The organism is Novosphingobium sp. (assembly GCF_040398825.1).
Classification (GTDB): domain Bacteria; phylum Pseudomonadota; class Alphaproteobacteria; order Sphingomonadales; family Sphingomonadaceae; genus Novosphingobium.
In genome coordinates, this window is the sequence record NZ_JBBATI010000040.1 from 17,573 (window position 1) to 34,217 (window position 16,645).

Annotated in this window: 16 protein-coding genes; 9 read left to right on the forward strand and 7 right to left on the reverse strand. The window is 65.1% G+C overall.

Going from position 1 to position 16,645, the window contains the following annotated elements; all coding sequences use genetic code 11:
* The first annotated feature begins 125 nt into the window (after nucleotides 1–125).
* Nucleotides 126–2,756 (forward strand): aminopeptidase N, encoded by a 2,631-nt coding sequence (pepN, locus tag ABWP89_RS16110; protein WP_353230584.1) that lies wholly within the window; start codon nucleotides 126–128, stop codon nucleotides 2,754–2,756.
* Nucleotides 2,753–3,520: a peptidoglycan editing factor PgeF gene (pgeF, locus tag ABWP89_RS16115; protein WP_353230567.1), complete on the forward strand. Its 768-nt coding sequence runs from the start codon at nucleotides 2,753–2,755 to the stop codon at nucleotides 3,518–3,520. Before pepN ends, pgeF begins: the two co-directional genes overlap by 4 nt.
* Here pgeF and ABWP89_RS16120 read toward each other — a convergent pair.
* The 3 genes from ABWP89_RS16120 to galE all read right to left on the reverse strand — a co-directional run bounded on the left by ABWP89_RS16120 (nucleotide 3,517) and on the right by galE (nucleotide 5,448).
* Nucleotides 3,517–4,128, reverse strand: a complete 612-nt coding sequence (locus ABWP89_RS16120; RefSeq protein WP_353230568.1) for an HAD family hydrolase — start codon at nucleotides 4,126–4,128, stop codon at nucleotides 3,517–3,519. The two genes, pgeF and ABWP89_RS16120, sit on opposite strands and share 4 nt — an antisense overlap.
* A 116-nt stretch (nucleotides 4,129–4,244) precedes the next feature.
* Nucleotides 4,245–4,370 carry a type B 50S ribosomal protein L36 gene (gene ykgO / locus ABWP89_RS16125; protein WP_008069451.1) on the reverse strand — a complete coding sequence of 42 codons (126 nt, stop codon included), beginning with the start codon at nucleotides 4,368–4,370 and terminating at the stop codon, nucleotides 4,245–4,247.
* Between the two features lie 73 nt (nucleotides 4,371–4,443).
* Nucleotides 4,444–5,448: a UDP-glucose 4-epimerase GalE gene (gene galE / locus ABWP89_RS16130; protein WP_353230569.1), complete on the reverse strand. Its 1,005-nt coding sequence runs from the start codon at nucleotides 5,446–5,448 to the stop codon at nucleotides 4,444–4,446.
* A 137-nt stretch (nucleotides 5,449–5,585) separates the two neighbouring features.
* Here galE and ABWP89_RS16135 point away from each other — a divergent pair, with 137 nt between their 5' ends.
* Genes ABWP89_RS16135 through ABWP89_RS16145 form a run of 3 tightly spaced genes read left to right on the forward strand, consistent with a single transcriptional unit; the run spans nucleotide 5,586 to nucleotide 8,186 of the window.
* Nucleotides 5,586–6,395 carry a DUF4136 domain-containing protein gene (locus ABWP89_RS16135; RefSeq protein ID WP_353230571.1) on the forward strand — a complete coding sequence of 270 codons (810 nt, stop codon included), beginning with the start codon at nucleotides 5,586–5,588 and terminating at the stop codon, nucleotides 6,393–6,395.
* A gap of 49 nt (nucleotides 6,396–6,444) precedes the next feature.
* Complete coding sequence (locus ABWP89_RS16140) at nucleotides 6,445–7,041, forward strand: DUF4136 domain-containing protein (RefSeq protein ID WP_353230572.1); 597 nt, start codon at nucleotides 6,445–6,447, stop codon at nucleotides 7,039–7,041.
* Nucleotides 7,038–8,186 (forward strand): M14 family metallopeptidase, encoded by a 1,149-nt coding sequence (locus tag ABWP89_RS16145; protein WP_353230573.1) that lies wholly within the window; start codon nucleotides 7,038–7,040, stop codon nucleotides 8,184–8,186. The genes ABWP89_RS16140 and ABWP89_RS16145 overlap by 4 nt, the downstream gene beginning before the upstream one ends.
* A gap of 238 nt (nucleotides 8,187–8,424) precedes the next feature.
* On the opposite strand, the gene ABWP89_RS16150 is transcribed toward ABWP89_RS16145, so the two are convergent.
* From ABWP89_RS16150 to panC, 3 genes are read right to left on the reverse strand one after another with little or no spacing between them, the layout of a single operon-like run.
* Nucleotides 8,425–8,949: a (2Fe-2S)-binding protein gene (locus ABWP89_RS16150; RefSeq protein ID WP_353230574.1), complete on the reverse strand. Its 525-nt coding sequence runs from the start codon at nucleotides 8,947–8,949 to the stop codon at nucleotides 8,425–8,427.
* A 28-nt stretch (nucleotides 8,950–8,977) separates the two neighbouring features.
* Nucleotides 8,978–9,745: a class II aldolase/adducin family protein gene (locus tag ABWP89_RS16155; RefSeq protein ID WP_353230576.1), complete on the reverse strand. Its 768-nt coding sequence runs from the start codon at nucleotides 9,743–9,745 to the stop codon at nucleotides 8,978–8,980.
* 51 nt (nucleotides 9,746–9,796) lie between these two features.
* A complete protein-coding gene (panC, locus tag ABWP89_RS16160; protein WP_353230577.1) occupies nucleotides 9,797–10,693 on the reverse strand; it encodes a pantoate--beta-alanine ligase in 897 nt (298 codons plus the stop codon).
* Between the two features lie 164 nt (nucleotides 10,694–10,857).
* On the opposite strand from panC, the gene ABWP89_RS16165 reads away from it, so the two are divergent.
* The 4 genes from ABWP89_RS16165 (at nucleotide 10,858) to ABWP89_RS16180 (ending at nucleotide 15,886) form a co-directional block, all read left to right on the forward strand.
* The gene (locus tag ABWP89_RS16165) at nucleotides 10,858–11,688 is read left to right on the forward strand and encodes a division plane positioning ATPase MipZ (RefSeq protein ID WP_353230578.1); all 831 of its coding nucleotides are present in this window, start codon (nucleotides 10,858–10,860) and stop codon (nucleotides 11,686–11,688) included.
* The gene (locus tag ABWP89_RS16170) at nucleotides 11,685–12,014 is read left to right on the forward strand and encodes a molecular chaperone DnaJ (RefSeq protein ID WP_353230579.1); all 330 of its coding nucleotides are present in this window, start codon (nucleotides 11,685–11,687) and stop codon (nucleotides 12,012–12,014) included. Before ABWP89_RS16165 ends, ABWP89_RS16170 begins: the two co-directional genes overlap by 4 nt.
* 76 nt (nucleotides 12,015–12,090) lie before the next feature.
* Nucleotides 12,091–13,440, forward strand: a complete 1,350-nt coding sequence (gene pgmG / locus ABWP89_RS16175) for a phosphoglucomutase/phosphomannomutase PgmG (protein WP_502915307.1) — start codon at nucleotides 12,091–12,093, stop codon at nucleotides 13,438–13,440.
* A 10-nt stretch (nucleotides 13,441–13,450) separates the two neighbouring features.
* Nucleotides 13,451–15,886, forward strand: a complete 2,436-nt coding sequence (locus ABWP89_RS16180; protein ID WP_353230582.1) for a ligase-associated DNA damage response DEXH box helicase — start codon at nucleotides 13,451–13,453, stop codon at nucleotides 15,884–15,886.
* Between the two features lie 316 nt (nucleotides 15,887–16,202).
* On the opposite strand, the gene ABWP89_RS16185 is transcribed toward ABWP89_RS16180, so the two are convergent.
* A complete protein-coding gene (locus ABWP89_RS16185) occupies nucleotides 16,203–16,640 on the reverse strand; it encodes an ExbD/TolR family protein (RefSeq protein WP_353230586.1) in 438 nt (145 codons plus the stop codon).
* Between the last annotated feature and the right edge of the window lie 5 nt (nucleotides 16,641–16,645).

Genomic DNA, 16,645 nt, shown 5'->3' on the forward strand with positions numbered 1-16,645 from the left:
GTGCCCCCGCTTTTGTCTGCCCGCGCATGGGTTGCGCAAGCGCAGGCAGAGGCGTCAAGCCAAAACGCAACTTTCGCCCCATGATTGCCATTGGCCCCGGGCGCCGGACCGCCTACATTGCCGGGATGAACGACATGTCCAGCGCACCCGCGGCCGCCCATCCCGACCACCCGGCTGACCAGCCCAAGGTTATTCGCCGGCTGGATTATCAGCCGCCAGCCTGGCTGGTGCCGACGATCGAGCTGGATTTTGCGCTGTCGCTGGATGCCACAAAGGTGCGGTCCACCCTGCAGGTCACGCGCCAATCCGCGCTCGCGCCGCTGCGGCTGAACGGTGATGGCGTGGCGGTGGCGACTTTGCTGGTTGATGGCCATGCCCACAACGATTGGCACATGGACGGGCCAGATCTGGTGATCGCGCTGCCGGGTGACGCGCATGAGGTGACCATCGAAACGGTGATCAACCCGCTGGCCAACACGCAATTGTCGGGCCTCTATGCCTCTGGCGGGATGCTGTGCACGCAGTGTGAGGCCGAAGGGTTTCGCCGCATCACCTTTTTCCCCGACCGGCCCGACGTACTCAGCCGCTATCGCGTGCGCATGGCGGGGGACAAGACCGCATTCCCGGTGCTGTTGTCCAACGGCAATCCGGTTGCCCAGGGTGACGGCGCTGACGGCAGTCACTGGGCGCAATGGGATGATCCCTGGCCCAAACCGGCCTATCTGTTCGCGCTGGTCGCGGGCGATCTGGTGCCGACGCGCGACCGCTTTGTCACCCGGTCGGGGCGGCAGGTTGATCTGGCGATCTGGGTACGCGCGGGCGATGAAGGCCGCACCGGCCATGCCATGCGCAGCCTGATCGCATCGATGGCGTGGGACGAAACAGCCTATGGCCGCGAATATGACCTGGACCTGTTCAACATTGTCGCGGTGGCCGATTTCAACGCCGGGGCGATGGAGAACAAGGGCCTGAACGTGTTCAACACGCGCTATATCCTGGCCGATCCGGAAACCGCCAACGATGGCGATTATGACGCGATCGAAGGCGTGGTTGCGCACGAATATTTCCACAACTGGTCGGGCAACCGGGTCACCTGCCGCGACTGGTTTCAGCTGTCGCTGAAAGAGGGCTTTACCGTCCTGCGCGATCAGCAGTTCAGCGCAGACCAGGGATCACCCCCGGTCAAACGGATCGAGGATGTGCGCGTGCTGCGCGGCGCCCAGTACCCGGAGGATTCCGGCCCGCTGGCGCACCCGATCCGCCCGGATTCGTATCAGGAAATCAGCAATTTCTATACCGCGACGGTCTATAACAAGGGCGCCGAGGTGATCCGCATGATGACCGTGCTGGCGGGGCCCGAACGCTTTCGCGCAGGCACCGACCTCTATTTCGACCGCCATGATGGAGAGGCTGCGACGTGCGAGGATTTTGTGCGCGCGATCGAGGATGGCGCAGGCCTTGATCTCACCCAGTTTCGCCGCTGGTACGAACAGGCGGGCACCCCGCGCGTTGATGTGGCGCTGGCACACGCCGGCGACACCGTGACGCTGACGCTGAAACAGACCGTGCCGCCCACCCCCGGCCAGCCCGACAAGGCGCCGATGGTGATCCCGCTGCGCACCGCGCTGTTCGATCGCATCAGCGGTTGCCATGACGGTGAACAGCTGGTGGTGCTGACCGAGGCGGAGCAGAGCTTTACCTTCCCCGGCCATGCCGCGCTGCCGGTGCTGTCGATCAACCGCGGCTTTTCCGCGCCGGTGGCGATCAACAACCCGGCGACCGATGCCGATCTGGTGTTCCTGGCCGCGCACGACGATGATCCGTTTGCGCGGTACGAGGCGATGCAGCAGCTGGTGGTGCAGCACCTGGTCGCGGTCGTGACCGGGCAGATCGACGATGCTGCACGCGCCGACGGGCGGGCCGCGATCGGCGAAGCGTTTGCCGCCGTGCTGGCCGACGCATCGCTGGATGACCTGATGCGTGGCGAGCTGATCATCCTGCCGGGTGAGGCCTATCTGGGCGAAGCGCTGAACCCGCTCGACCCCGGCCGCGTGCGCGCGGAGCGTGAGGCGTTGAAGGCATGGCTGGGCACGACCCTGGCCGACCAGTGGCGCGCACTGCACGATCGCACCAGCGCCGTGCCCTACAGCCTGGACGCCGCCGCGCGTGGCGCGCGCAAGCTGAAGACGCAGGCGCTGGTCTATCTGGCGCCCGCTGACCCGGCCGACGCAATTGCCCGCGCGCATGCGCAATATGCCGCCGCCGACAACATGACCGACCGGCAGGGCGCGCTGATGGTGCTGTGCGGGCTGGATGCGCCCGAACGCGGCGCGGCGCTGGCCGATTTTTATGCACGGTTTGCCGACAATCCGCTGGTGATCGACAAATGGTTTTCGTTGCAGGCGGGATCGCTGCACCCCGCGGCAATCGACCATGTGAAGGCGCTGGCCCACCATGCCGATTTTACGCTGACCAACCCCAACCGCGTGCGCGCGCTGTATATGGCGTTTGCCGCCAACAGCGCGGCGTTTCATGCCGCCGATGGCGAAGGGTACCGGATGATCGCCGATCTGATCCTGGCGCTCGATCCGATCAACGGCAATGTCGCGGCGCGGTTCGTGCCGCCGCTGGGCCGCTGGCGCAAGATCGAGCCGGCGCGCGCCGCGCTGATGCGCGCCGCGCTGGAACGCATCGCCGCGCAAGCCAATCTGTCGCGTGACGTGCGCGAACAGGTCAGCAAAAGCCTGTCGGGATGAGCGATCCGGTCGAAGTGCTGACCCATCGTGTGCTGGCGGGCGCCGCGCACGGCTTTCTGGGCCGGCGCGGCGGGGTCAGCCAGGGCGTGCACGCCGGGCTGAATGTCGGCTGGGGCAGTGAAGACGATCCCGGCGCGGCGGCCGAAAACCGCGCCCGGGCGGTGGCGGCAGTGCTTCCGCAGGCGCAGCTGGTTTGTGCGTATCAGGTCCATTCGGCCGATGTGGTGACGGTGACCGCGCCGTGGGACGAGGCCGATCGCCCGCGCGCCGACGCGCTGGTTACCGACCGGCCCGGGTTGCTGCTGGGCATTCTGACCGCCGATTGCGCGCCGGTGCTGTTCCACGATGCGCGCGCCGGCGTGGTGGGCGCGGCGCATGCCGGGTGGAAAGGCGCGTTCCATGGTGTGACCGATGCGACCATCACCGCGATGGAGGCCGTGGGCGCGCGGCGCGAAAACATCGCCGCCGTCATCGGGCCTTGTATTGCCCAGGCCAGCTATGAAGTGGACGACGCGTTCGAGCGCCGGTTCATCATGGCCGACCCCGCCAACGCCGCACATTTTCGTGCCGGCCGCGCCGGGCACAGCTGGTTCGATCTGGAAGGCTATGTCGCCGCGCGGCTGCAGGCGGCCGGTGTGAGCACCGTCGCGATGCTGGGCGAGGATACTTATGCGCAAGCCGAGCGCTTCTTTTCCTTCCGCCGCGCGACGCACCGGGCCGAACCGGATTACGGCCGTGAAATTTCGCTGATCGGGCTGCGTTAAAGCAGACCCCGCTCCAGCAAATCCGCCTCCAGCGCGGCCGCATCGTCCAGAAAATGGTGCGCCTGCCAGCCCAGCGCGCGGGCAGCGGCGATATTGTCAGCGTTGTCGTCGATAAACAGCATGCGTTGCGGCGCGTAGCCGAACCGGGCGGCGGCCAGGTCGAAAATTGCGCGATCCGGCTTGATCAGGTGCTCGGTGCCCGACACCACGATATCGATCATGTGGTCGAGCACCGGAAAGGTCGGGCGGAACATCGCAAACGCATCCGCGCCGAAATTGGTAATCGAAAATTGCGGCACGCCCCGGTCGGCCAGCCGTTCGACCAGTTCATGTGTGCCGGCGATCGGCCCCGGCACCGACAGCAGCCAATGCGTGGCATAGCGTTCGATCAGCGCGGCGTGTTCGGGAAATTCCGCGCTGCGTTCGGCGACCATCGTCGCCATCGACACCCCGGTGTCGTGGCGGCCATGCCATGATTCGCTGACCACGCTGGAGGTGAACGCCGCGTGCGCGGCCGAATCAGGGATGGCGTCGCGCCAGATGCGCGGAAAATCCCACTGCACCAGCACGCGGCCGATATCCCACACCACTGCATCGATACCGGTCATGAATCCCTTTTCCAAAAAGACCCGTGTTCCACAAACAAGCGAAAACCCCCGCCGGCGGGGCGGGGGTTTTCAGCAACCCGTAGCGGGAAAACGCCCCGGTAACGGGGCGTCGTGGTTCAGCCCTGGCGGGCCTTGAACCGGCGCTGGGTCTTGTTGATCACATAGGTCCGGCCGCGGCGACGGATCACGCGGTTGTCGCGGTGGCGGTCCTTGAGCGACTTCAGGCTGTTGCGAATCTTCATGACGAATCCCTTTGCCCGAATGCGACCGGGCCTCAAAACAGAACGGCGCAGCTATAGCCGCCGTCCATCAAAGTCAAGCTTCTGCCCGGATTTCCGTTAACCGCCGTTCCCACGCCAGCGCGTGGTTCACGATCACGTCCAGATCGGCATAGCGCGGCACCCACGGCAGCGTCGCCTTGATCCGCCGGTTGTCGGAAATCAGCGCATCGGGATCGCCCGCACGGCGCGGCAGCAATTGGCGTTCGATCGTCCGGTTGGTCACCCGGTCCACCGCATCCAGCACCTCCAGCACCGAAAACCCGCGGCCATAACCGCAGTTCATGGTCATCGACTGTGCCGGATCGGCAATCAGCGCCTCCAGCGCCAGCACATGCGCGGCGGCCAGATCGCTGACATGGATGTAATCACGCACCCCGGTGCCATCGGGCGTGGCGTAATCGGTGCCGAACACGCCGACATGGTCACGCTTGCCCAGCGCCGCCTCTACCGCGACCTTGATCAGGTGGGTGGCGCCGGCGGTCGATTGCCCGGTGCGCGCCTGCGGATCGGCCCCGGCGACGTTGAAATAGCGCAAGGCACAGAAATTGAGCGGGTGCGCCGCCGCAACATCGCCCAGCATGATCTCGGTCATCAGCTTTGACATGCCATAAGGGTTGATCGGCAGTTTCGGGCTGTCTTCGGTCACCGGCGACACGGCAGGAATACCATAGGTCGCAGCGGTGGAGCTGAAGATGAAGTGCGGCACGCCAGCGTGGACCGCGGCAGCGATCAAACTGCGGCTGTTGGCGGTGTTGTTGTGATAATATTTCAGCGGATTTTCGACCGATTCGGGCACGATGATCGACCCGGCAAAATGCATTATCGCGCGCGTGCCCTGTTCTGCAAAAACGCGTGCGAGCAGTGCGCCATCGGCGATGTCACCCTGATAGAACGGCACGCCAACGGGCACGGCAAAGCGGAACCCGGTGACCAGATTGTCGATGACCGCGACCGGCCAGCCCGCATCCTTCAAAGCCAGCACTGCGTGGCTGCCGATATACCCGGCACCACCGGTGACCAGAACGGGAACCTTGCTCATTGTCGCGAATCACCCCTGTTGCCGGCCTGGCGCGGCCCTGTAGGGTCCGCTGTAGAGGGAATGTTCCTAAGCATCCGTTGTATGAGGGCAACCCCAGCCGCATAAGATCGTGCGTGTACTGTCAGGATATTTTGCCCATGCTTCCATCCATGCCGCCGTTTTGCGACCGTTCACGGGTTTTGGCCTGCACCGCCGCGCTGGCCGCGCTGGCCTTGCCAGGAATGGCTATGGCGCAACACCATGGCGGCGGCTGGGGCAATTCACCTTGGCAAGACGATCGGGAACCGTGGCGCAATGACCGCGTGGCCACGCAGGGCAATGCCGAACCATCACGTGCGATCGATGTTGAAACCTTTCGCGCCGCCGATGCTGGCGATCTGCTTGGCAAAGGGCGGATCGTGGTGACCGACACCAGCCCGCCGCCGCCCTCGCCGGTACCCGTGGCAAGCGATGGCGCGCTGGCGCCGCGCGACCCCGACGAAACCGCCAGCCCCGCAAAACTGCCGGTCTATGAGGCGGCGGTGATCGACCAGCTGGCCGGCAAGGGCTATGACGTGGCGCATGCCAGCGATCCCGCGCAACTGATCGAAATCGCAGTCAGCCGCGATGTGGTGGCACCCGAAGAGGCCCCGCACAAACCGGTCAGCGGCGAAATGAGCGTGGGGGTCAGCAACCGCGGGGTCGGTTATGGCATGGCCATCGCGGTCGACCTGTCCAAACCGAAAAAGGCGATCATCGCCACCCGGCTGGATGTGCGCATCCGCGACAAGGCCAGCAACCGCGTGCTGTGGGAGGGCCATGCCCAGGGGCAGACGCGCCTGACCGACAGCGGCAGCGATGACACCCGCGTGGCCGGCCGGCTGGCAGGCGCGCTGTTTGCCAAATTTCCCGATGGCACGGTCGTGCCGGCGATCGCAGGCACCGCCCGGATGAACCCCGCTGAATAGCGCAAGACCCCGATTGCGGGCGTCCGGGCAAAGCGCCATAGTGCCGGGCATGCATCGAATCACTTGGCTGCCGGCGATTGCCGCCCTGCTTGCCCTGACCGGCGCCCCGGCGCGGGCCGACCCGGTAACGGTCACACGATTTATCGCGCCCGATGCCGCGCTGGCCCCGGCCCAGGGCACAATTGTGATCACCACCGCGCCTGGGCTCGATCCCGCCGCGCTCGATCTGCGGCCGTGGCTGGATGCGGTGGCGCACGAATTGGCGGCAAAGGGCTTTGCCGTGAGCAGTGCCGCCAATCCCGACCGCATTGTCGAGGTGCGGGTTGAACGCACGACCGCGCACATCGACCGCACCCGCGGACCGGTGTCGGTGGGCGTGGGGGGTGACAGCGGCGGATACCGTTCCGGGTTCGGGCTGGGGATCGGTTTCAGCCTGGGCGGCGGGCCCAAGGACCTGGTGACCACGCGGCTGGTGGTGGTGGTCCGCGATCGTGCCAGCGGCAACCCGTTGTGGGAGGCGCGCGCCGAAAATACGGAAAATCTGCGTGGCAAACGTGGCGGCGTCGATGTGGCCGCGCCGCGTCTGGCCGCAGCGGCGTTCACGGGCTTTCCCGGACGATCGGGTCAGACTATCACGGTCAAATGACCGAAACCCAGACCACCCCGCCAATCCTGATTTCCGCCGCCTTTGACAGCGGCAATATCGACGTGTTGTCGATCGACGGCGTCACCGCGCGGCTGGCCATCCACCGCGATGCCCAATCCACTTTTTTCCAGTGGTTCCATTTTCAGGTGGCGGGCGCGGCCGGGCGCACCATTGAATTGCAGATTACCGGGGTGGCCGCGGCGGCCTATCCCGACGGGTGGCGCGGCTATCGCGCGGCGGTATCGGATGATCGCCAGTTCTGGGCGCGTGCCGACACCGTCTATGACGCAGATCGCGATGGCGGCACGCTGATCATCCGCCATCAGCCCGCTGCCGATCTGTGCTGGTTTGCCTATTTCGCGCCCTATTCGTGGGAACGCCACCTGGATTTGGTCGCGCGCAGCGCAGTACAACCGGGGGTCAGCCACCGCGTGCTGGGCCACAGTCTGGATGGCCGCACGATTGATTGCCTGACGCTGGGCCATGGGCCAAAGCCGGTGTGGCTGTACGCGCGGCAGCATCCCGGCGAAGCGATGGCGGAATGGTGGATGGAAGGCGCGCTGGCCATGCTGACCGACCCGGCCGACCCGCATGCCCGCGCCTTGCGCGCCGCCTGCACATTCCACCTGGTGCCCAATGCCAACCCCGATGGATCGGTGCGCGGGCATCTGCGCACCAATGCCGCCGGGGTCAATCTGAACCGCGAATGGCACGCGCCCAGCGCCGAACGATCACCCGAAGTGCTGGCGCTGCGCAACGCGATGGACCTGACCGGGGTCGATTTCGCCATCGATGTCCACGGTGACGAGGCGATCCCGCACGTGTTTCTGGCCGGGTTTGAAGGCATACCGTCGCGCACCGACGCACAAAGCGAAGGGTATCGCCGCTATCGCAGCATTCTGGAACGCCGCACCCCCGATTTTCAGACCCGCCACGGCTATCCCAATGCGCGGCCCGGCACCGGCAATCTGGCGATGTCGACCAACCAGGTGGCCGAACGGTTTGGGGCAGTGGCGATGACGCTGGAAATGCCGTTCAAGGACAATGACGATCTGCCGTGCCCGGTCCAGGGCTGGAGCCCGGAACGATCGATGCTGCTGGCGCGTGCCTGCCTGCAATCGCTGCACGAATGGCTGCAAGGATGACGGCAGGGTTGATGCCTTAACGGGTTTTTAACCGGTCGGCGCACAATCATCGCGCCATGACTTACGCCCTGCGCCACACGACCGTGCTTGTTCACGAAGCCTTGCGATTGATCATGGTGCTGGGCAGTGCCGCGTCGCTGATCTGCGCCGGACGTTTTCTGCCGCTGTAAGCGGTCGAGTTGTTTGTTTTGACGCGATTTCCGATTCGCCGGGTAGTACCATCCGGCCAGAAATCGCTCTAGAGTCCCGCCGTGGTCGCTGTGGCCGGCGCCGGCACGGGAACACCCTTTTCCTCACCCCGCATGATTCGCCCGGCGCGTTCGATCGTGCGCACCAGCCGGGGATAGACCCCACAGCGGCAGATATTGGTGATCGCGGCGGTAATGTCCGCCTCGGTCGGGTTGGTGTTGCGCGCCAGCAGTGCGGCGGCGGCGATCACCAGCCCGGGCGTGCAAAACCCGCACTGGATCGCCTGTTCGGCCACGAACGCCTGTTGCACCGGATGGTTGCGATCGGGCGCCCCACCCCATGCCGCCAGACCCTCGATCGTGGTCACGCTGCGCCCTTCGGCCTCACCCAGCGACACCATGCAACTGGGCATCGCCTGGCCATCGACGATCACCAGGCAAGCGCCGCATTCGCCCGTGCCACAGCCATATTTGGTGCCGGTCAGATTGGCCACATCACGCAGCGCCCACAATAACGGCGTCTGCGCGTCGATGCGGAATTCGACCGGCTGGTTGTTGACGACAAGGCGCGGCATGGTCCTGGGATTCAATGGCCGGGCTGGTTCAGTCGCGCCAGCCGCGATCGATCTGGTCGATCCGTCGCACCCAGGCGGCAAAGTCGGTGGCGCCCGGTGCACTGCCCGGCACCGCCACCTGGCGCAGATCGCGCTGGTGCACCGCGACCACATCGTCGGCAATGTGGATCACCGGCTGGCCCATCGACAGCGTGGCCATCTGGATTTCGCACGCGCGTTGCAGCGCCCACATCTGCAGGAACATCGATGGCAGCGTCGGCGCCAGCACCACCGGGCCATGGTTGCGCAGCATCAGGATGTTGCGGTCACCCAGATTGGCCAGCAGCCGCTGCCCTTCCTCATCACGCACCGTCACGCCTTCGAAATCGTGATAGGCCAGCCGGCCGATGAAATTGCAGGCATAGAAATTGACCGGCAGCAGCCCCGCTTCCAGGCTGCACACCGCCATCGATGCGGTGGTGTGCACGTGGCAAATGGCATTGGCCCAGTGCAACTGGCGGTGGAACAGCGCGTGCTGGGTAAACCCGGCCTTGTTCACCGGGTACTGGCTGGCGCCGATATTGTTGCCATCAATGTCGATCTTGACCAGATTGCTGGCGGTCACTTCGCTGTACAACAGGCCATAGGGGTTGATCAGGAACGCGCCATCCTGGTCGGGCACTTTCACCGAGATGTGGTTGTACACCGATTCGGACCAGCCCAGCAGGTCGAAAATGCGATAACACGCGGCCAGTTCCTGCCGCGCCTCCCACTCGGCGTCGCTGCACGCGATGTTCGGGCGGATCTGTGTGGCCATGGCATGCGTTCCCCTCGATAATGGTCGGGCCGGTTCGACCGACCAGACGTTTCATCCATTTGACACCAGTTCGGGCGGGTTGGCCAGTGCCGGTTCCACCGCCATGTTGTCGATCAGCCGCGCCCGGCCGATCTGCGCCGCCACCAGCAACCGGCACTGGCGCGCCGGGTCCCACCCGGTCAGCGCGTCCAGTGTTTCGGCATCGCGCAATTCGGCATAGTCGATACGGTCAAACCCTGCCAACACCAGCGCCTGCCGCAACGCACCAATCGCATGGGCCACGGGTTCACCCGCAACCATCGCGCCAGCGGCGGTGCGCATGGCACGGTTCAGCGCGGTGGCGCGGGCTCGTTGATCGGCGGTCAGATAGCGGTTGCGGCTGCTCATCGCCAGGCCATCCGGCTCTCGCACCGTGGCCACGCCGATGATCGCAGCGGCATTGGGAAAGCTTAGATCAAGATCGCGCGCCATGCGCCGGATGATGGTCAGCTGTTGCCAGTCTTTTTCGCCGAACAGCGCCACATCGGGGGCGACCTGGTTGAACAGTTTCAGCACGACGGTGGCCACGCCATCAAAATGCCCCGGCCGCTGCATGCCGCACAGCATGTGGTCGATCCCCGCCACTGACACCGTGGTGGCATAACCGGCGGGATAGATTTCGTTCAGGTCGGGCGCCCACAACAGATCGACGCCCGCCGCGGCCAGCACCGCCGTGTCCGCCGCCAGCTGCCGGGGATAGGCGCCCAGATCCTCATTGGCACCAAACTGCCGCGGGTTGACAAAGATCGACACCACCACGCGATCGGCATGCGCGCGCGCCTGGCGCACCAGCGTCAGATGTCCTTCGTGCAGCGCGCCCATCGTCGGCACCAATGCCAGGGTTTTTCCCCCGCTTTTGAGCGCCGCCACGGCATTTGCCAGCGTTGCACGGGTTGAGACGGTTTGCATGGTCCTGGTCTGTCCTTTACCATCAGGCCAAGCGTGAAACGCGCGTGACCCGATGCCTGGCGCGTGCCAATTTGCGGTTGCGACACCGGCCCTGGCACGTTAGCCGCCAAATGCCTAGCCATGCACCGGGCCGCGTACAAGCGTTGGCGCGGGGTCATCCGCCCATGAAGGAAGCACCTGTGTCGAACGGCCCACACCGCATTGTCTTTGCCAACGAAAAAGGCGGCACCGGCAAATCGACCACCGCTGTGCACGTCGCTATTGCGCTGGCCAGCCAGGGCGCGCGGGTCGCCGCGATCGACCTGGACAGCCGTCAGCGCACGCTGCACCGTTATCTGGAAAACCGCGCCGAAACCGCGCGGCGCCGGCAGATCACCCTGCCAACCGCCAATTTTACCGTGTTCGAAGGTGATTCGATCGATGCGCTGGACGCACTGACCGAAGCGATGGGGGCAGAGGCCGATTTCGTGGTGTTCGACACCCCCGGCCGTGATGATCCGCTGGCCCGCCATGTTGCCACCCGCGCCGACACGCTGGTCACGCCGCTGAACGACAGCTTTGTCGATTTCGACCTGATCGGTCAGGTCGATTCCGAGACTTTCAAGGTACGCCGGCTGTCGTTTTACGCCGAACTGATCTGGGAGGCGCGCAAGAAGCGCGCGATGTCGGCGATCCGCGATGCCCGCCGCAACATGGATTGGGTGGTGGTGCGCAACCGCACCGGATATACCGAGGCGCGCAACCAGCGCCGCATCGACCAGGCATTGACCGAACTGTCAAAACGCGTCGGCTTTCGCATTGCCAGCGGTTTGTCCGAACGCGTGATCTATCGCGAACTGTTCCCCAGCGGGCTGACCCTGCTGGACAAGGGGCATCTGGGTGAACTGGGCACCAGCCATCTGGTCGCGCGGCAGGAACTGCGCGCGCTGGTTGCCGGGCTGAACCTGCCGGCGGTCGCTGCACCCACTCAGCTGGCGTTAGAACGGGTACCATGATCTGGCGGCTGGCCGAGCTGGCACTGCTTGGCACGGTGGCGATGCGGTTCCTGATCGGGCAATGGCCGTGGGAACGCTGGCCGTGGCTGGCGGGCGGACTGCTGGACGGGATTGGCGGAAACCCCGCCGACCGTCAGCGCGAAAAGCAGGCGCGCGTGCTGCTGGGGGTGGAAAAGACCGCCGCGCGCGCGGACATCCTGGATGCGCATCGCCGCCTGATCGCGCGCGTGCACCCCGATCGCGGCGGCACCAGCGATGCCGTGCACGAGGCCAATGCCGCGCGCGATCTGTTGCTGGAACGGTTGGGGCCCAAAAACCTTGGCTGATGATTGCGCGATTGATCCCGGCGCGCTGCGGTGCAACGCCCACACCTTTGATCCCGGCCTGTTGCGCGCATACGACATGCGCGGGGTTTGGGGGCAGAATCTGGGCCTGCGTGATGCTTATTCCGTCGGGCGCAGTTTTGCCACGTGCGTGCGCCGCGCCGGCGGTAGATGCGTGGCCGTCGGCTATGACGGCCGGATCAGTTCGCCTGCGCTGGAATCGGCACTGGTGCTGGGGCTGTGCGACGGCGGGATCGCAGTGCGACGGATCGGGCTGTGCCCTACTCCGCTGCTGTATTATGCAGTCGCGTCAAGCGATGAAGTGCACGGCGGCATAGAGGTAACCGGCAGCCACAATCCCAAAGATCATAATGGCTTCAAAATGGACCTTGGGGGCCAGCCGTTCTTTGGCGATGACATAGTCGAACTGGGCCGGATGGCCGCAACCGGGGATTGGTGCGGGGGCAGGTTGTCCGGCGCGGTCGAGCAGGCTGACGTTTCCGGCGCCTATATCACCCGCATACTGCACGCGCTGGACGGGATAGACCGTGCCGGCATCGAACATCTGCGCATCGGCTGGGATACGGGCAACGGTGCGGCCGGCCCGCTGGTCGAACGCCTGGTGCGGCACCTGCCTGGCACCCATGTCCTGTTTTACACGGCTGTAGACGGTCATTTTCCCCACCATCATCCCGATCCTAGCGATGCCGCCAACCTTGGTGATCTGATCGCGGCTGTCGCGGCGGGAACGATCGATTTCGGATTTGCTTTTGACGGGGATGGTGACCGGCTGGGTGTGGTCGATGGGCGCGGGCGCATACTGTGGGGGGATCAGATCCTGCTGATCCTGGCCCGCGATTTGCTGCAAAGGCGCCCGGGCGCGTTGATCATGGCGGATGTAAAGGCCAGCCAGGTGCTGTTTGACACGGTGGCCGCGCTGGGCGGGACCGCGCTGATGGCGCCAACCGGCCATTCGCTGATAAAGTCCGGAATGAAGTTAACGGGTGCGGTGCTGGCCGGGGAAATGACCGGGCACCTGTTTTTTGCCGACGATTTTTATGGCCACGATGATGCCCTGTACGGCGCGTTACGGCTGCTGGCGGCAACGGCGCGGCTGGGCCAATCGCTGACCGCGCTGCGCGATGCCATGCCCGAAACCCACTCCACGCCCGAATTGCGCTTTGCCGTGCAGGATATCGACGCCCACGCGGCGGTGGCCGCAGTGATCGCCGCGCTGCAGGCCGATGGCGAGGCGTTTGCGGCCATCGATGGCGCGCGCGTTACCACCCCCGATGGATGGTGGCTGTTGCGCGCATCCAACACCGAATCACTGCTGACCGCGCGCGCCGAAAGCCTGACCGAGGCGGGGTTGGCGCGGCTGCTGGATGCACTGGATCGGCGGCTGTCCCACATCGGTATTCGGCGTTAAACCGCCAGCGATGGACACCCCAGCCCTGCCGCCCGAAATCGCCGCGTGGTTTGATGCGCGCGGCTGGGCGCCGCGGGCGCACCAGACCGCGATGCTGGCGGCGGCGGCCCGCGGCGACCATGCGTTGCTGGTGGCCGATACCGGGGCGGGCAAGACCTTGGCCGGGTTTTTGCCGACACTGGCCGATTTTGCGCCGTCGCGGCTAAGCGGCGATGCACCGCCCGAAGGGTTGCACACGTTGTATGTGTCGCCGCTGAAGGCACTGGCGCACGATGTGAAGCGCAACCTGCTGACCCCGGTGGAACAGATCGGACTGCCGATCCGCATCGAAACGCGCAGCGGTGATACGCCGAGCGATCGCAAGGCGCGCCAGCGCGTGCGCCCGCCGCACATCCTGCTGACCACGCCCGAATCGCTGTCGCTGCTGCTCACCTATCCCGACAGCGCCGATCTGTTTGCCGGGCTGCAGCGCGTGGTGATCGACGAAGTGCATGCCTTTGCCACCACCAAACGCGGCGATCTGCTGGCGCTGTCGCTGGCGCGGTTACAGCACTTCAGCCCTGGCCTGCGCCGTGTCGCATTGTCGGCGACGCTGGGCGATGCGCAGGCCTATCGCGCGTGGCTGGCACCGGGGGGCGTTGCGGAGCGGGTTACGCTGGTGGAGGGTGAACCGGGCGCGGCGCCGATTGTCGAAATCCTGCAACCGGTGGACAGTCGTGTGCCATGGGGCGGGCATGCCGGGACCTGGGCGGTGCCGCAACTGTATGATCTGATCCGCGGGCATCGCACCACTCTGGTGTTTACCAACACGCGGTTCCTGGCGGAATATCTGTTTCAGCTGTTGTGGGATGCCAACGAAGACACGCTGCCGATCGGCATCCACCACGGATCATTGAGCCGTGAGGCGCGCGCCAAAGTCGAAGGGGCGATGGCCCAGGGCAAATTGCGCGCGCTGGTGTGCACCGCCAGTCTCGATCTGGGGGTCGATTGGGGCGATATCGATCTGGTGGTGCAGATGGGCGCGCCGAAAGGATCATCGCGGCTGTTGCAGCGGATCGGGCGCGCCAACCACCGGCTTGACAGCCCCAGCCGCGCGGTGCTCGTCCCGGGCAACCGGTTTGAATTTATCGAGGCACTGGCGGCCTGCGACGCGGTGGCCGAAGGCCAGCGCGACAGCGACGATTTTCGCCCCGGCGCGTTCGACGTCCTGGCGCAACATGTGATTGGCTGCGCCTGCGCCGGGCCGTTTGATGAAGCGGCGCTGCTGGAAGAGGTGCAATCGGCTTGGTCCTATCGCTGGCTGGACCAGGACAGCTGGCGGCGTGTGCTGGAATTCGTGGCCACCGGAGGCTATGCCCTGCGCGCCTACGACCGGTTCCGCCGCATCGTGCGTGACAAGACCGGGCTGTGGCGGTTGGCCCACCCTGATCAGGCAGCGCGGCACCGGATCAACGCCGGGATCATCATCGATTCCGACATGCTTGAAGTACGGTTCCGCAATGGCCGCGCGCTGGGCAAGGTAGAGGAAAACTTTGGAGCACAGCTGTCCCCTGGAAATACCTTTCGCTTTGCCGGGATGGATCTGGAAGTGGAAAGCCTGCGCGATGGCGCGGTGATCGTGCGCGCCGCGACCAAGGCCGGCCAGATCCCCAGCTACATGGGCGCGCGCATGCCGCTGACCACGCATCTGGCCACGCGTGTGCGGGCGCTGCTGGTCGATCGCGCGGGGTGGAGCCGCATGCCCGACGATGTGCGCGAATGGCTGGAAATGCAGGATTGGCGCAGCCAGTTGCCAGGTCCCGACCAGTTGCTGGTGGAAAGCTTTCCCCATGCCGGCCGTGCCTATACCGCGTTGTATACGTTTGCCGGGTGGAATGCCAACCAGTCGCTGGGCATGCTGCTGACGCGGCGGATGGAAAGCGCCGGGCTGTCGCCGCTGGGTTTTGTCGCCAATGACTATGCGCTGGCGGTGTGGGGGTTGAAACCAATGCGGGACCCGGCAGCGCTGTTGTCGCCGACCATCCTGGCCGATGAATTTGTCGAATGGGTGCAGAATTCGTACCTGCTGCGCCGCGCCTTTCGCGAGGTGGCGGTCATCTCCGGGCTGGTCGAACGGCAATTGCCGGGGCAGCGCAAGACCGGGCGGCAAGTGACCTTTTCGACCGACCTGATCTATGACGTGTTGCGCAAATATGAGCCCGATCATGTGCTGATCGCGGCGGCCTGGGCCGATGCGCGGTCACGGCTGACCGATCTGGGCCGGCTGACCGACCTGCTCGACCGTGCGGGCGAGCAGATCGTGCACGTCACGCTGGACCGGGTCAGCCCGATGGCGGTGCCGCTGATGGTGATGATCGGCCGCGAAAGCCTGCCGCTCGGCGCGGCGGATGAGGAATTGCTGGTGGAGGCGGAAAGCCTGGCGGCGATGGCGATGCGCCCGGATTGAGCGGGCAGCGTGCGGTGAGCATTCCGCACAACATGGCTGCTCCTATGATGCGTTCTTGGCCGGCCGCAACACGTTTAGCGCGGTTTGCCCCATGCCGCCAGTAAACCCTCCCCCTCAGGTGGAGGGTTGGGTGGGGGTGTCCTGCGCTGCACGGATTCGCGACCGATCGGCATCGGACACCCCTCCCCAACCCCTCCCCTGAGGGGAGGGGCTTTTAGAACCGGCACATTTTCAAGCGAGACGATCACAGCAAAAAAAGGGGGCAGGACTTGCGCCCCGCCCCCTGATATTCGCCCAATTCAGGCGTCAACGATTGCTATTGCGCCTTGGTAAAGGCGGCGTAGTTTTCGTTGCCGACGAAGCCAAACTTGGTGACCTTGGAATCGGTGACGATCTTGATGATCTCGTTGGCGATTTCATAGTTTGCATAGGCTTCGGGCTGAAGCTGCAGTTCCGGTTCAACCGGCATCGCCTTGGTCGCCTGCAACAGCGTAACCAGATTGCCCTGCGTGATCGGCGAACCGTTCCACAGAATCTGGTTGGTCGCGGTCAACACCAGCTTGTTCTTGATCGGATTGATGATCGGATTGTTGGTGGGCGGTGTCGCCTGGGGCAGATTGATGGCCACCGAGTGGGTAGCCACGGGGATCGTGATGATGAACATGATGAGGAGAACGAGCATGACGTCGATCAACGGCGTCGTGTTCATTTCCATCATCGGCGAACCATCGTCCTTGCCGCCGCTCATTGCCATGGGTG

Bases quoted from the DNA above. Each gene is read 5' to 3' on its own strand.
- pepN (WP_353230584.1), top strand. From the start codon at position 126: ATGAACGACATGTCCAGCGCACCCGCGGCCGCCCATCCCGACCACCCG.
- pgeF (WP_353230567.1), top strand. From the start codon at position 2,753: ATGAGCGATCCGGTCGAAGTGCTGACCCATCGTGTGCTGGCGGGCGCC.
- ABWP89_RS16120 (WP_353230568.1), bottom strand. From the start codon at position 4,128: ATGACCGGTATCGATGCAGTGGTGTGGGATATCGGCCGCGTGCTGGTG.
- ykgO (WP_008069451.1), bottom strand. From the start codon at position 4,370: ATGAAGATTCGCAACAGCCTGAAGTCGCTCAAGGACCGCCACCGCGAC.
- galE (WP_353230569.1), bottom strand. From the start codon at position 5,448: ATGAGCAAGGTTCCCGTTCTGGTCACCGGTGGTGCCGGGTATATCGGC.
- ABWP89_RS16135 (WP_353230571.1), top strand. From the start codon at position 5,586: ATGCTTCCATCCATGCCGCCGTTTTGCGACCGTTCACGGGTTTTGGCC.
- ABWP89_RS16140 (WP_353230572.1), top strand. From the start codon at position 6,445: ATGCATCGAATCACTTGGCTGCCGGCGATTGCCGCCCTGCTTGCCCTG.
- ABWP89_RS16145 (WP_353230573.1), top strand. From the start codon at position 7,038: ATGACCGAAACCCAGACCACCCCGCCAATCCTGATTTCCGCCGCCTTT.
- ABWP89_RS16150 (WP_353230574.1), bottom strand. From the start codon at position 8,949: ATGCCGCGCCTTGTCGTCAACAACCAGCCGGTCGAATTCCGCATCGAC.
- ABWP89_RS16155 (WP_353230576.1), bottom strand. From the start codon at position 9,745: ATGGCCACACAGATCCGCCCGAACATCGCGTGCAGCGACGCCGAGTGG.
- panC (WP_353230577.1), bottom strand. From the start codon at position 10,693: ATGCAAACCGTCTCAACCCGTGCAACGCTGGCAAATGCCGTGGCGGCG.
- ABWP89_RS16165 (WP_353230578.1), top strand. From the start codon at position 10,858: ATGAAGGAAGCACCTGTGTCGAACGGCCCACACCGCATTGTCTTTGCC.
- ABWP89_RS16170 (WP_353230579.1), top strand. From the start codon at position 11,685: ATGATCTGGCGGCTGGCCGAGCTGGCACTGCTTGGCACGGTGGCGATG.
- pgmG (WP_502915307.1), top strand. From the start codon at position 12,091: ATGCGCGGGGTTTGGGGGCAGAATCTGGGCCTGCGTGATGCTTATTCC.
- ABWP89_RS16180 (WP_353230582.1), top strand. From the start codon at position 13,451: ATGGACACCCCAGCCCTGCCGCCCGAAATCGCCGCGTGGTTTGATGCG.
- ABWP89_RS16185 (WP_353230586.1), bottom strand. From the start codon at position 16,640: ATGGCAATGAGCGGCGGCAAGGACGATGGTTCGCCGATGATGGAAATG.